This window comes from Pedobacter sp. PLR (assembly GCF_026239675.1).
Taxonomy (GTDB): Bacteria; Bacteroidota; Bacteroidia; order Sphingobacteriales; family Sphingobacteriaceae; genus Pedobacter.
On sequence record NZ_JAPIVQ010000005.1, the window covers coordinates 97,101 to 111,336 of the forward strand.

Genomic DNA, 14,236 nt, shown 5'->3' on the forward strand with positions numbered 1-14,236 from the left:
TTATACATTTAATTTGCGTTCACTCAACCATTTTACCATTGCTGGATCTCTATGCTCAAAGAATAGGCTTGCATTTGTATCTAATGTGGATATAGCCTGTAGATCTTCGGAGGAAAGTTCAAAATCAAAAATGTTAAAGTTTTCTACCATTCTTTCCTTGCGAACAGACTTGGGAATAGCAACAATACCTCTTTGGGTTAACCAACGAAGTATTACTTGTGCGACACTTTTATTGTATTGGTGTCCAATACTAGCTAAAAGCTCATTTTGGAAGATGTTGTTTTTTCCTTCTGCAAATGGTCCCCAGGATTCTATTTGTACATTGTTCTCCTCTAAAAACTTTTGCGTTTCAATCTGTTGGTGGAAAGGGTGGGTTTCAATTTGATTCACTGCAGGAGTAAAACCACTGTTTATGATCAGGTCAATCACTCTGTCTGGTTGAAAATTGGCAACACCGATCGCTTTGATCTTTCCTTCCTGGTAAAGTTCCTGCATAGCTCTCCAGGAACCGAAAATATCACCGTAAGGCTGATGTATTAGATACAGGTCAAGGTAATCTAGCTGCAGTCTATCCAGAGAGTTCTGAAATGCGGCTTTTGTTTTTTCATAGCCCGTATCCTGTACCCAAAGCTTGGTGGTGATAAAAAGTTCTGCTCTTGCTATGCCACTATTTTTAATGGCTTTGCCTACTGCAGCTTCATTTAGGTAAGAAGCGGCAGTATCTATTGACCTATAACCTGTTGCTATGGCCTCAATTACTGCTTTTTCGCATTCGGAAGCATCGGGTATCTGAAACACACCAAATCCCAGGATGGGCATTTCTACTCCGTTATTCAATTTAACTGTTTTCATTTTTAAATGGTTTGAGGTAAAACCTTGTTATTACAAATTTCCGGTATAATACAATTGAAATTGGTATACCGATTACGGGTTCTATTACCAATATTACTGATGATGGCTGAGGTTATTTTTTGCCCTTGTATTCTTGATCGGTTACTCGCTCTAACCATATTGTTTTACCTTTCTGTGAAGGAGAGGTTGCAATGTAAGTGACACCACTTTCAGGTGTGGCACCATGCCAGTGTTCAACTCCTGGCTGACATTTGACTACTTGGCCTCTTTTTACGATCTGTTTAGGTTTTCCCTTTTCTTGATAATAACCAACCCCTTCAGTAATGATTAAAATCTGTCCCCCTGGATGACTATGCCAATCCAATCTAGCTCCCGGATCAAATATGGCTACTGAGGTACCATAAGCGAATACGCTATCTGGTGCATTTAATTCTGTGAGCCAAACATTTCCTACATGATGAACATTTGGAGATTTTTCACCTTTCGGGAAAAGAGGGCTTTCTTGTGCTAAAACAGGCTTGGCGAGTCCCACAAATAATAAAATGGGAATGTATAGTGCTTTTTTCATATTGATGATTTTTGATTCTAAACTTGACATACCTAAATATCGAGAAATTATCTCATGCTTTATTGGATGGAGGAACCAACACGAAAATCAAGCACTTTAAGACGAAAGGCCTAAACCAAAAATCATTTGATTACTCATTAACTAACCACTCTTTGAACTCAGCGGCTTTATTCTTACTGATGTAAATACGCTCTGGAACCGCTCTGTCAAGGGTAACCAGCAATCGGCTATCGAACCATACCGTAATATTTTTGACCGCATTTCGGGCAATGATGAATTGCTTATTCGCGCGAAAAAAATTGGCGGGGATTAATAGTTTGTTTTGGTAACGTGGAGTTGGTGCCAAGTGGTTGACTTTCGCTACATAGTCGGCAATCCCAGTACGGGATAATTTTGTGAATTTTTGGAGCGCACGTTCTAATTCAATAGTTTTTATGGGCTTGAGTAAATAATCAATACTATTTACTTTAAATGCTTCGATCGCATATTCGTCATAAGCCGTTGTAAAAATAATCGGCACTTCAACTTCAATGTGTTCAAAAATCAGGAATGCAGATCCGTCAGACAAATGGATGTCCATTAATATAAGATCAGGTAGGGGCTGCTCCTTTAGCCAATTAATGGTTTGGTTTACACTTTCGGTATTTCCCAAAACTTCTATTTCAGGATCAATTTCTTTCAATACCTCAACTAAACTCTCGTATGCGGCTGTTTCATCTTCAACGATAAGTATCTTCATGTTGGTTATCCTAATGGGAAATAACCGATGATAATTACCACATAATTACGACAAGTAATGACAATTAAGTGGTTTATTGTTAATAAGTTATGTGGATTTCTTTTGTCCATATCTTTGGATTTATGCATTTGTTTTTCTGACTTTTGTAACGCATTTGTAACTCGAATGCGTTTTTTTATGCCCTAAAATTTTGAGGGGAAATTATGGCGCTTAGTTCCTCTTAATCCCACTTAAATCACCTTAATTACCTTAAATGGGGTTTAAATTGGGGGTAAATTACCATCGATGATTTAAGTGAAGAGGGGTTTGGGAACCGATTGCAGGTATTTTAATTATCATATTATGAGTTCGAATATTGCCGTTAAAAGAATTTGTGAATTTTGCCTGAATACTTTTATCGCGAGGACTACTGTTACCCACTATTGTAGTCTTAAATGCAATCGTAGACACGCAAAACAGAAGGCTCGTGATCTTAAGATAAAAGCATCCGACCTGGAGGTGAAACAAACTGCAGCTTTGATTGAAGTTAATAAGCAGCCTGCTGAATTTTTATCTGTTAGGGAGGCCTCTAAACTACTCAATATCTTTACTGGAAAGAGACGAAAATGAAAAAAACACGGTCATAAATAGAAAACTGATATTACTTGGCAATCTTGATGAAACACAAAGATCACGACTACTCGCCGTAGCCAACAGTTGTCCCGTTCACAAAATTCTTATCAATCTGATAGAAATTAATACTCATTTAGTATAATGATAGAAGCATATCAAATACCAGCCCAAACACGTAATGGGCATGTCCACCTCAAAGTAGCCGATCTGGAAAGATCACTTCAGTTTTACCGTGACTTGCTAGGTTTTGAAGTAACCACCCTGCATGGAGATCAGGCTGCATTTATTTCTGCCGGAGGCTACCACCATCATATAGGTTTAAATACCTGGCATAGCAAAGATGCACCTCCCGCTAGTAGGGATGGTGTGGGGCTTTACCATACTGCGATTCTTTATCCCAATATCGGCATTTAAACTGCTCCATATATCAAAAATACGACTCCTTTTCACATTAATGCCCATATTTTTTCATGATAACTTTAGTCTTTAATAGCTGCTTTTTCGTAAAGAAATGGATTTGCTCATGGTAAAGCATCCAACCACCAGCTGCTCCAATTATACTTCCGATCAGTATATCAAAAAACCTTATTGCTATTAAATGATCAGGCTGTCCTATTAAATTCATATTAGGTTCAGCAAGAAATATGGTTAACATGGAGATAAAAATAACCGCTATCCCATAATTTCTTACCACAAGAAATTCAACGATGGTTTGAAGAAGTAAAATACTTATGCATATTCCTAACGTTGTGATTTGCATTTGCAAAATAAACCAGGTTAAACCCAGACCTATAAAAGTACCTAGTACTCTTTGCGCAGCCCTAATCCAAATATGTTTGGCAGTTACTCCCTGCATTACCGCCATACAGGAGATGGGCACCCAATAGGGATTTTCAAGCTTCAGTAAGATGGCTATCAGCAACGCCAGCCCTACCATGATACCGAAAATTATCGATTCTGTCATATTTACATAGGTATTTTTCTGTAAAACTATCACATCGGGCTTGTTGGTACCTTCTCGCAGCACAAGAATACTATAGAAAAAAGCGATCATAAAGGCAATCATTACACCAATGGAAAAGTTTCCGATACTGCTCGCTATGTTTGTTGGATTGTGGCGAAGTGAAATTGCTATAGATGCAATCATGACAAAGAAAAAGTTTCCTGGTGGAATGGTTAACTCAAGACGATTTAGCGAATAATGAACGCCGAAAGTATATAATGCCAATATTACGGGTGTCAACCATGGATTAAATGAGAAAACTACGCCTATAGCAAATGAAAAAATAAAGCCAAAGCTGCAAACCATCAGAATCATCATCCGATTAACCAATCTGTTGGATTGGATATACAGGATTACGAGTGCTCCGATCGATGCAAGCTTTCCTGCCTCAATATCATTATACAGAAGGCCTAGTAATAATGGAATAGCGACACAAAATCCTGCTACAACAGGAAGATGCCAGGCCCGGTCTGTTTTATTGAATTTAAATAGTTGTTTCCACATAATTGAACATTGTTGTCACCTCAAGAAGAAATAATTAAAGTAAGATATTAAAATTTAGGCCCAATTATGAGTTGTTGATAATGAATATTTCCTTTCTCCGGTGTTTTTGGTAACACCCAGCAACAATTTCTCACTATTCTACTGCATTTGTATTGTTCTTCGGTAGAGCCATATCATTTTCACTTTCCAAGTGATGTATTACAACGGAAAAGCAAAACTGAATATAATTTTTATCGAAGGAGTAACCGGTATTTGCACCTCTCCCTTCAAAGCGTGACGCAAGGCAATATTATCTTCTAAAGGCAAATAGCGTCTAGGAGATAATATTGTGATCTTACTTCTCATGGATAAAAGGATTCTTTTTATCTTGTTTCACCCATATTAGTCTGGATGTGTCGTATCCAATGTCGCTGGCAATCTTAAGATAGCTACTCTTTACATCATCCGGTATGCTTTTTTCACGGGATAAAATCCACAGGTAGTCTAAATTTTTTCCGGCAATTAAAGCATATTGATAATTTTTGTCAATCGCTAGTACATTGTAACCTGCATAAAATGGCCCAAAAAAACTGACCTTTAAAGCAGCGATGTTTTTATCGCCTCTGAATTTAGCAATTCCGTTTGCCGACTTCCATTCCTTTGTGTTATAATTATAACCACTGTTTAGCACTTTTACATTTCCGTTTTCCTCTAAACTGTATTGTGCCGTTGTATTATCCAGATCTTTCTCAAAACGAAAGTCAAAACGGGCAATTTCATACCAGGTGCCTAAATAGCGGTTTACCTCAAAATTTGTAATTGGTTTTGCTTTTTTAGGGATCGATGCACAGGAATTTAAAATTACAATTGCTGCAATTGTAAGAATTGGAACGAAGATCTTATTCTTCATAATTATTTACGGGTTTTTGAAATATTTTAAATAAATAGATGTTGAGTAAAAACTGTGTATAACCATACACGGCATCTTCTATTGGAATAGTAAGGATCCGAGTATTTAAAAAACTCTTCGGATTGTAATTCACAATCGGAGATTCCAAACCAGTACCCGTCAAAACACCATTAACAGGGAGGAATCCAAGCATCAAAATGGCAAATACAAAAGACGCCTGACTGATCCAGGGTGCTCTTACTATAAAATGCAGATAAATTAGCGCTGTTGTCGTTACTATAGCTGTTACAAAAGTGTAGATTTTGTCGTAATGCAATAATGCTACAACTACGCATACGATGATACTGACAAAAACAATAATGTTGTTAAAGGCACTTAGCCAGGCAAGATTGAAGAATTTATCCAGGTAGAAATAAGTAAACACACATGAAAATGGGATACAGATAAAAAAAAGCCACTCTTCAATAGGCAGTCCCAAAAGAATCAATCCTGTAGTATAATCTGTATTGAACCACCATACCTGATGGGCGGTAAACCATATATCCCATGCAATAAAAGGAATAGCGACTAAAATGCTCGCTTTAAGAAAGGCCGCAAAATGCTTGTTGAACTGAATTCTCTTGTCAAAAGAGAAAATAAAACAAACACTGATGGTTAGTAAATTTATTAGTAAATAAGTGTATGGTTTCATTACTTCGTCTTTTTATAATACATTTTAAAATATTTTATGGGCACATATAAAAAACCAAAGCATTCACCTTTTTCTTTACCCAGGTGTTTATGATGTTGTTTGTGTGCCCTGCGAATAGCCAGTAAGTAAGGGTTTTGGGTATTTGCTAAATATCTAATGCGTTGGTGAATAAAGATGTCATGTACGAAGAAATAGGTTATTCCATAAAGCGTAATAGCCAGTCCAATGTAAAACAAGTAATTGAAATGATTTAATGAACCAAAATAGATTAAAGCAATAGCCGGTAAGGCAAAAATCACAAAGAAGTAATCATTTTTCTCGAAAGGTCCTTCAGTGCTGTGGTCGTGATGGTCATGATGCCATACCCATAAAAGACCATGCATGATATACTTGTGAATGAACCAGGTGGTGCCTTCCATCAATATAAATGTTATCAGTAGGATAATGAAATTCATGTTTAATGTTTTAACGGTATAAATATCTGTTCCAAAACCTGGTAACGATAGTCGAAAATATATTCCAGTTTTTTCTTTACCATAAAACTGTGCGCCATCTTGCCAATGATACCAAATGGCAGTTCATAATCCACTGTATCTATCATCAAAATTCCCTTCTCGTTTGGGATAAATTCATGATGATGTCGCCATAATTTGTAGGGACCTTTTTTCTGAAAATCAGTAAAGCTCTTTTGGTAGTTTACCGCTGTAATTTGTGTCTGCCACTTCAGTGGAATACCCAGCACAGGGGAAACTGTATAATCGATAATCATTCCCTTATATATATCCACCTCAGGTAGATCGCTTAATACATCAAAGCCCATTTCTTTGGGCGTAATACGTGAAAGATTGTGAGGGGAAGAAAAGAAATCCCAGGCACTTTCAATATCACAATATAGTTGTTGCTCTTTTTTAAGTTGATAAATCATTTTTTTTAGATAAGTGTTTCCAACATATTTCTCAAATGCGTAGATGTAATATTTTTATTGTTGGCTTGAATAAATTTTTGGTCTTCCTCAATATTTTTTTTATATCCCAAAAATGCAGGACTGTTTTTCTGAACCGATAGTCGCAGGATTCTGATTTCTAAATTGTTAGGGTCTGATGTTACAGCGGCCTCAATATTTTTTTTGCCAGTGTTGAATGTTTTGAGTTTTGATATCGGATTGGTAATATGTTTTGCCCATATCATTTGAAACGCACCCAGGTAGCTGAGGTGTACCGAGCTTTCGGTACCCGTACTCAATCCTTTGATCATGGTTATACAAAGTTTTTTGTCCGAAACAGCTTTTTTATAATTGGCCCTAATGCCTTCTAAATCGATACTTTGCCCATGACAAGCCATACCAATTAGGGAAAAGATACCTAAAATCATTGCTTTTTTTAAGATCATAGTATGGCCATCTTATATTGTACATAACTACTCATTGCCAGAGAGAATTTTTGACTGTTTGGAATACGTATCCTTTGGTTCATAATTTTATCGGCTGGCGTACTCTTTATTTTTTTAAACAATGACAGGTAGTATTTGTACGCCAGATACACGCCGAATTTGGAAGAAGCCGGCAGCTTTTTTATCCCAATTAATGCTTCTTTAAACTCGGTTTCAATCTCATTTTCAATTTCCAATTTGATTTTGTTGTTGAATGTTTTCATATCAATATTGGGGAAGTAACTGCGCCCCAAAACATGATAATCGTCTTTCAGATCCCGTAAAAAGTTTATTTTTTGAAAGGCTGAACCCAATTTCATGGCATAAGGTTTTAGGTTATTGAATGCCTCTTTGTTGCCCTCTACAAATACTTGAAGACACATCAATCCTACGACTTCAGCCGAGCCTAATATGTATTCGTTATACAAATCAGAATTGTAATCTATTTGCTGCAAATCCATTTGCATGCTATGCAGAAACTGATCAATTAAGGTTTTGTCAATGGTAAAATGATTGACAGTGTCCTGAAAAGATTGTAAAATAGGGTTAAGGGAGATACCCTCTTCCAGGGCAGTCCAGGTTTCTATTTTAAAACGTTGCAGCAGACATGCTTTGTCATAATCATGAAAGCTGTCTACAATTTCGTCGGCCAGACGCACATAACCATAGATCGCATAAATGGCATGACGAATGGACGGTTTAAGCGCCAGAATTCCCAATGAAAAACTGGTGCTATATTTTTCCGTAACCGCTTTGCTTACCTTGTAAGCCAATTCATCAAATAATTTTTTCACGCCTTTTTTGTTTAAGCTTATTTACTTCTTTTGCTACTATTTTACCGGAGATAATTGATGGGGGTACACCCGGACCAGGAACTGTCAACTGTCCGGTATAAAATAAATTCGACAAATGCTTGTTTTTAATGCCGGGTTTCAATACTGCGGTTTGCGATAATGTATTTGCCAGGCCATAGGCATTGCCTCCGTAAGCATTGTAATCGCTGATAAAATCATCCACACAATAGCTTCGTTTGTAATTTAATTTTGCTAGCAAATCTTTTGCTCCGGTGTGTTTTTCTAAACGTTTGATCATATCCTGAAAATAGTGCTCACGGGTATTTTCCTCATCACTAAGTCCCGTTGCCAGCGGCATAAGCAGGAACACATTTTCATGTCCTTCGGGTGCTAAATCAGGATCTGTTTGGGATGGACAGCAGGCATAGAACAATGGTTTTTCAGGCCATTTTTTTTCTTCGTAAATGCTCTTAATGTGTTCATCCAGGTCATTTTCAAAAAATAAGGTATGATGTTTAAGATTAGGAAGCCTTTCTTTAAATCCTAAATAGTAAATCAGGCAGGAGGGAGCAAATGTTCGGCTTTTCCAATACTTTTGATCGTAGTTACGCAATTCGCTGTTTAGCAGCGTTTCGGTATGGTGATAATCTGAAGAGGCAATAATGGCATCAAACTCCTTAAATTCCCCATTTACGACTATCCCCCTGGCAATTCCTTCTTCAGTAATGATCTTTTCTACGTTTTGATTAAAATGGAAAACGGCACCTTGTTTTTCTGCAACTTTTTTCATCCCCAATACCAACTGGTAAAATCCCCCCATTGGATACCAGGTGCCCAAAGCATAACCGCCATAGTTCATTAGGCTATAAAGTGCCGGAATATTTTTCGGGGAAGCGCCCAGGAAAATAACCGGAAACTCCATTAAGGTTTTAAGCTTCGGGTGCGAAAAATATTTGCTAACGTAGCTTCTGAAATTTGATAGTAGATCCAATTTTAAAGCGCTGCGGGCAATTTTAGGTGAGACAAACTCCAGCCAACTGTAGCAGGGTTTGTTCACAAAATCCTGCATTCCAACTTCGTATTTGTACTTTGCAGCGTTCATGAAGGCATCAAGTTTTTCACCTGCTCCTGGTTCTAGCTGCTCAAACAAATTTTTTAAATCCTGGTAAGATTCCGGAACTGTAAGCAGCCCATCTTCAAAAACCATTTCGAACTGAGGGCTTAGGCAAATAAGATCATAAAAGTCACTCGTTTTATGACCAAAATCGCCGAAGAAATTATCTATAATATCGGGCATCCAATACCAGCTTGGGCCCATATCAAATACATAGCCATTTTCTGTACTGAACTGTCTTGCTCTCCCTCCAGGTTGGGGATGCTTTTCATAAACATGCACTTCATTACCAGCCTGAGCAGCATAAGCCGCAGCCGAGAGACCGGAAATTCCTGCACCAATTATAGCTATCGTCTTTTTAGAATCTGGCGCTTTCATGGATGAGTTTTGTTTATCGATGGGATAGCTTTAATTGTTTTTTAATAAAAAATCATTGTAAGCGATATGGATAAGCTGATCGGGCTCTATATTTTTAGCATATATAGCTTGATGAAAGCGATCCAATTTCTGAAGTATTTTAATCAATTGCATTTTTTCGGTATCGCTAAGGTTCCCAGTCACAATTTGACTGGCTTGCCTTATTTTTCCCATAATATCTTCCAGTGCTTCAATTCCTTTAGCTGTGATAGAAATGATTTTACTTCTTTTATCTGCTATAGAATCACTTTGTTGTATCCAGCCTTGCCCAATCAGTCGGTTGATAATCTGCATTCCTACAGGTTTTTCCTGGAGGTTCCTTTTAATCAATTCCGTTTTGGTCATTGATCCAAAGGCTTTTAGATTAATTAAGTATATAAAATCTTCTTGAGTGCTGAATGCCGAATCGTGTATAGCTGACCTTGAATAGGTTTTTGCATATCTATTCATATGAACAATTAATGTATTGATCTCGCTATCCGGACTTCGGCCATTTTCTTTTCCCTCCCAATCGATATCATTGGAGGGATTGTGTGCTTCTTTTTCAGCATCATAAATCCAGCGTTTGAAGCCGCTCAGATCTTTTGTGTAAGATTTGGAATCTGCGTTAAGCTCAAAATTTTCCATGAGGTGAATAACTTCTTTGATCAGTTGATAGTTCATAATGAAATAATTGCATGTAATGGTATACAAATATACTATAAATATTAAATATAGTACATATTAATACCAATAAGTTGATGTGCGAATATTGTTAACAGCCGCTACTGGTTTCATTGCTTAGCGATTGCTGCCTGTTTTGCTTGAAAATGGGCACCAGGTGATTTGTTGTGTTTGGGATAAAAGTGGTAGTTTTTACACAATTAAACTCAGAGATATAATCCTTTCTCAGGCGTAGTAATTTAATTCAGTTTTTATCATCCTTCAATTAGGGTGCCTATTGGAAACATTTTTCTAAGTACAAAACCTACAACTGTACCTGGAATAATTATTGAAGTGGATAAGCCATGGCAATGTTTACCGGAATGTTTTTCAGCCTCATTCTTTTAAAATGGGTTTTATTCTGTACCTGGTAAAGTAATGATTATACTCCCATATATGTTTGCGATGACCAGATCTAGCCATCTGGAGGTGATACTGCTCAAAATTAATCCAACAAATTATTGTAAATTCGTGCTAATTGAGTACGATCATGGCAGAAAACAATAGAACATTTTTCGAAGGGTTATATGGACTTGATCGTATTGAATTTGCAAAAGGTCTTATATATGTCTATCCATTTGGCGTTATTGGTAAAGAGAATAACAATAACGTTAAATCACATGCTCATAACAATCAGTTTCAGATTTTTGTGGTTATCGAAGGGGAAACTAACCTGCTTTACAATAATGAAAAGCTTCATATAAAAGGTCCATCTTTTATAACAGTCCCCAAAAATACAGATCATGGCTTCGAACACCTTACTGAAGTTAAAGGTTGGATTATCAGTTTATCTGACAATGTTTTGGAACATATGATTAAAAGAGAAGCGGAAGTCATTGAAGCTATTGAGATGTTTCAGGTCACCACAATTGTTGCAGGGGAATATTCTGAAGTGGTTTTCAATACGATGCAGAATTGCATTAAAGAATACAATTCTGCAGAACTTGGCCGTTTGTTGATGTTAGAGTATTTGGTAGGCCAGCTTATAGTCCAATTAAGGAGGTTGCCCCAATCATTACAGTATACTATACACAATGCGGACAATTCATCTATTATTTATTATCGAAGATTTACACAGCTCATTAGAGAAAGTTCTTCGTATAAAAAATCTGTTGAAGAATATGCCTCCGATTTAAAAATTGCCGGCGGACGTTTAAGTCGCATCTGTAATTATGTAGGTTTCAAATCTCCCAGGGAGATTATTATGGATTACTATGTCACCCAGGCGCAGTTGCTCTTATCTAACGTCGAAAAATCGATTGCTGAAGTCTGCTATACACTTGGATTTGAAGATCCAAGTTACTTCTCCCGGATTTTTAAAAGAAAAACAGGATTGACACCTAACGAATTCCGTAAAAAAATTGGAACAAAGTAATTAGTTAAAAGTGTTTTGACTAAATAATCAAATATGTCTTAGTAATAAAAGAAAAGTCCTATTTCTGGATATCGATTAAAAGTAAGTTTGTAGTGTAGTAAGTAATTACTCACATATCTAATCAACACTTGCTTTATAAAATTGTATGCCGCAAATAACGATAACCCATATTGAAACCATAATTGTTGACTTGCCAACGATTAGACCCCATCATCTTTCTATGGCTGTAATGAAGAAACAGTCCATGGTAATCATCCGTTTATTTTGTTCTGATGGTATTGAAGGTTTAGGAGAATCTACTACTATAGGCGGTATTTCTTATGCGGATGAATTTCCAGAGGGCATAAAATTAGCAATCGACACTTACTTCACACCATTACTTATCGGTCAAAATCCAACCCAGACCAATGCCATCATGAAAATGCTGGACAAAAATATTTCGGGTAATAACTTCGCAAAATCAGGAATTGAAACTGCACTTTTAGATGCACAGGGTAAACGTTTAGGGGTCCCTGTATCTTCCTTATTTGGTGGTGCAATAACGAATACACTTCCGGTTTTATGGACATTAGCCAGTGGAAATACTCAAAAAGACATCGATGAAGCCTTACAGCTGATCTCAGAAAAACGACACAATACTTTTAAATTAAAAATTGGGCGGAAAGATCCTGAAACTGATATAGCCCATGTGGCTGCAATAAAAGCTGCTCTGGGTTCGGGTATCAAAGTGACTGTAGATGTGAATCAAGCCTGGTCCGAATCTGTTGCTAAGCGTGCCATAAAGAAATTGCAAGATGCAGGAATTGATCTAATAGAGCAGCCTTTAGTAAAATCTGATTTCGATGGTTTAGCGCGTTTAACTGAATATTTCGAAATTCCAATTATGGCAGATGAAGCTGTTGCAACGGTTCAGGATGCGTTTAAATTAGCTAAAGTTCGTGCAGCAAGTGTTTTTGCATTAAAAATTTCAAAATCTGGCGGTTTAACTAATATTCAAAAACAGGCAGCAATTGCACAAGGAGCAGGAATTTCTTTATACGGAGGAACGATGTTAGAGGGAACCATAGGATCTCTGGCCACTGCTCATTTATGTGCAACGCTTCCAAATCTGGATTGGGGAACTGAGCTTTTCGGTCCATTGTTATTATCGGATGACATTGTTAAAAAAACTATTGTTTACCAAAACCATGCTTTAGAAATTCCGGAAGGATCGGGCTTGGGAATTGAATTAGACATGAATCAAATAGAAAAATATAAAAGAAATTAAATATGGTATATGTAGTTGAAATGGATGTTAACATCCCTGAAAGTTGGAATGAAGAAAAAGTTGCAGATTATATCACTCGTGAAAAAGCATGTTCACAAGGACATCAGCAATCCGGAAAGTGGGTTTATTTATGGAGAGTAGCAGGGAAATATTCAAACATTAGTGTTTTGGATGTAGAGGGGCCAGATGAACTCCACCGCATCGTGAGCTCCCTGCCTTTATTTCCATATATGACTATAAAAGTAACCAGCATCTGCAAACATCCAAATGCATTAAAAGAAACAATGATTTAATTATAAATTGTTTAACCTAAAAACCAGATATAAGATGAAAAGAATAGATCAAAAAACCATCGATCAGACGCTTGAGCTAATAAAATCTCAGGAAAAAGAAGGCGTTGGTAATGAAAGAATGAAAATCATCGTTAACCGTCTCCTTAAGGATTTGTTTAACGCAATGGCCGACCTGGACATTACCTCCGAAGAAATGTGGAAAGCCTGTGATTGGCTAACCCAGACAGGAAAAAACAATGAATATGGATTGGTGTTTGCCGGTTTAGGTATTGAAAAATTCATAGACGTTCAAATGGATTGGGAAGATGAGCAAGCAGGTATCGAAAACAAAACTCCCCGCACTATCGAAGGACCTTTATATGTAGCTGGTTCTCCCGAATCGACTTCTTATGCAGAACTGGAGACAGAGATCGAACCAGATTCAGAACGTTTATTTATGGGTGGAGTGGTTCGTGATGAGCATGGCAATCCAATCCCTGGAGCAAAAGTTGAAGTATGGCATTGTAATTTGAAAGGTTTATACTCTCACTTTGATTCTTCTCAACCAGCATTCAATTTACGTCGTGCTATTCTGGTTGCTGAGGATGGAAAATATGAATTCAAATCTTTCGTGCCTGTTGGATATGCTTGTCCACCAAATGGCTCTACAGATACATTAATGCAATTGTTAGGTCGTCATGGAGCACGTCCGGCTCACATTCACTTTTTTATCACAGCACCGGGTTATAGAAAATTAACTACGCAGATTAATATTGAAGGTGACCCATTAACTTATGATGATTTCGCATTCGCGACTCGCCCGGAGTTGGTCCCTCATATCGAAAGAATCTCTGCTGAACAGGCTGCTAAGTACGGAAAAGATGAGGCTTTCGCCAAGATTAATTTCGACTTTAATATGGTTCAGGAAATTATAAATGCAGCACCTGGCGAAAACTACAGAACCAGAGCTGCTACAGAAGCCTAATCCCCTTTATTTTAATAATTTTTA

At 37.2% G+C, this 14,236-nt stretch carries 17 protein-coding genes; 5 read left to right on the forward strand and 12 right to left on the reverse strand.

The features are described from left to right. From OQX61_RS13535 to OQX61_RS13545, 3 genes are all read right to left on the reverse strand, one after another. Entirely contained in the window at window positions 1-852 is an 852-nt protein-coding gene (locus tag OQX61_RS13535) for an aldo/keto reductase (RefSeq protein ID WP_265842253.1), read from the reverse strand. Between the two features lie 112 nt (window positions 853-964). After that, complete coding sequence (locus OQX61_RS13540) at window positions 965-1,420, reverse strand: cupin domain-containing protein (RefSeq protein WP_265842254.1); 456 nt, start codon at window positions 1,418-1,420, stop codon at window positions 965-967. A 130-nt stretch (window positions 1,421-1,550) separates the two neighbouring features. After that, window positions 1,551-2,159: a DNA-binding response regulator gene (locus OQX61_RS13545; protein ID WP_265842255.1), complete on the reverse strand. Its 609-nt coding sequence runs from the start codon at window positions 2,157-2,159 to the stop codon at window positions 1,551-1,553. A 753-nt stretch (window positions 2,160-2,912) separates the two neighbouring features. On the opposite strand from OQX61_RS13545, the gene OQX61_RS13550 reads away from it, so the two are divergent. After that, window positions 2,913-3,185, forward strand: a complete 273-nt coding sequence (locus OQX61_RS13550; RefSeq protein WP_265842256.1) for a VOC family protein — start codon at window positions 2,913-2,915, stop codon at window positions 3,183-3,185. A 37-nt stretch (window positions 3,186-3,222) separates the two neighbouring features. Here the strand turns inward: OQX61_RS13550 and OQX61_RS13555 are convergent, their stop codons facing one another. From OQX61_RS13555 to OQX61_RS13595, 9 genes are all read right to left on the reverse strand, one after another. Next, window positions 3,223-4,278: an FUSC family protein gene (locus tag OQX61_RS13555; protein ID WP_265842257.1), complete on the reverse strand. Its 1,056-nt coding sequence runs from the start codon at window positions 4,276-4,278 to the stop codon at window positions 3,223-3,225. A 334-nt stretch (window positions 4,279-4,612) separates the two neighbouring features. Then, a complete protein-coding gene (locus tag OQX61_RS13560; RefSeq protein WP_265842258.1) occupies window positions 4,613-5,167 on the reverse strand; it encodes a lipocalin family protein in 555 nt (184 codons plus the stop codon). Further along, window positions 5,157-5,858, reverse strand: coding sequence for a lycopene cyclase domain-containing protein (locus OQX61_RS13565; protein ID WP_265842260.1), 702 nt, complete (start codon window positions 5,856-5,858; stop codon window positions 5,157-5,159). The genes OQX61_RS13560 and OQX61_RS13565 overlap by 11 nt, the downstream gene beginning before the upstream one ends. Then, the gene (locus OQX61_RS13570) at window positions 5,858-6,313 is read right to left on the reverse strand and encodes a sterol desaturase family protein (protein WP_265842261.1); all 456 of its coding nucleotides are present in this window, start codon (window positions 6,311-6,313) and stop codon (window positions 5,858-5,860) included. Before OQX61_RS13570 ends, OQX61_RS13565 begins: the two co-directional genes overlap by 1 nt. 2 nt (window positions 6,314-6,315) lie before the next feature. After that, window positions 6,316-6,783: an SRPBCC family protein gene (locus tag OQX61_RS13575; protein ID WP_265842262.1), complete on the reverse strand. Its 468-nt coding sequence runs from the start codon at window positions 6,781-6,783 to the stop codon at window positions 6,316-6,318. Between the two features lie 5 nt (window positions 6,784-6,788). Further along, on the reverse strand, window positions 6,789-7,247 hold the full coding sequence (locus OQX61_RS13580; RefSeq protein WP_265842263.1) for a hypothetical protein: 459 nt from the start codon (window positions 7,245-7,247) through the stop codon (window positions 6,789-6,791). Next, window positions 7,244-8,080: a phytoene/squalene synthase family protein gene (locus OQX61_RS13585; RefSeq protein ID WP_265842264.1), complete on the reverse strand. Its 837-nt coding sequence runs from the start codon at window positions 8,078-8,080 to the stop codon at window positions 7,244-7,246. The genes OQX61_RS13580 and OQX61_RS13585 overlap by 4 nt, the downstream gene beginning before the upstream one ends. Beyond that, a complete protein-coding gene (locus OQX61_RS13590) occupies window positions 8,064-9,572 on the reverse strand; it encodes an oleate hydratase (protein ID WP_265842265.1) in 1,509 nt (502 codons plus the stop codon). The genes OQX61_RS13585 and OQX61_RS13590 overlap by 17 nt, the downstream gene beginning before the upstream one ends. 30 nt (window positions 9,573-9,602) lie before the next feature. Then, on the reverse strand, window positions 9,603-10,274 hold the full coding sequence (locus OQX61_RS13595; RefSeq protein WP_265842266.1) for a MarR family winged helix-turn-helix transcriptional regulator: 672 nt from the start codon (window positions 10,272-10,274) through the stop codon (window positions 9,603-9,605). A 529-nt stretch (window positions 10,275-10,803) separates the two neighbouring features. Between OQX61_RS13595 and OQX61_RS13600 the strand changes: the two genes are divergently transcribed. The 4 genes from OQX61_RS13600 (at window position 10,804) to OQX61_RS13615 (ending at window position 14,212) form a co-directional block, all read left to right on the forward strand. Further along, a complete protein-coding gene (locus OQX61_RS13600; RefSeq protein WP_265842267.1) occupies window positions 10,804-11,688 on the forward strand; it encodes an AraC family transcriptional regulator in 885 nt (294 codons plus the stop codon). A gap of 145 nt (window positions 11,689-11,833) precedes the next feature. Continuing rightward, window positions 11,834-12,955, forward strand: a complete 1,122-nt coding sequence (locus OQX61_RS13605; protein ID WP_265842268.1) for a muconate cycloisomerase family protein — start codon at window positions 11,834-11,836, stop codon at window positions 12,953-12,955. A 2-nt stretch (window positions 12,956-12,957) separates the two neighbouring features. Then, window positions 12,958-13,248 (forward strand): muconolactone Delta-isomerase family protein, encoded by a 291-nt coding sequence (locus OQX61_RS13610; protein WP_265842269.1) that lies wholly within the window; start codon window positions 12,958-12,960, stop codon window positions 13,246-13,248. A gap of 34 nt (window positions 13,249-13,282) precedes the next feature. Further along, window positions 13,283-14,212 (forward strand): dioxygenase, encoded by a 930-nt coding sequence (locus tag OQX61_RS13615; protein WP_265842270.1) that lies wholly within the window; start codon window positions 13,283-13,285, stop codon window positions 14,210-14,212. The last annotated feature ends 24 nt before the right edge of the window (window positions 14,213-14,236 follow it).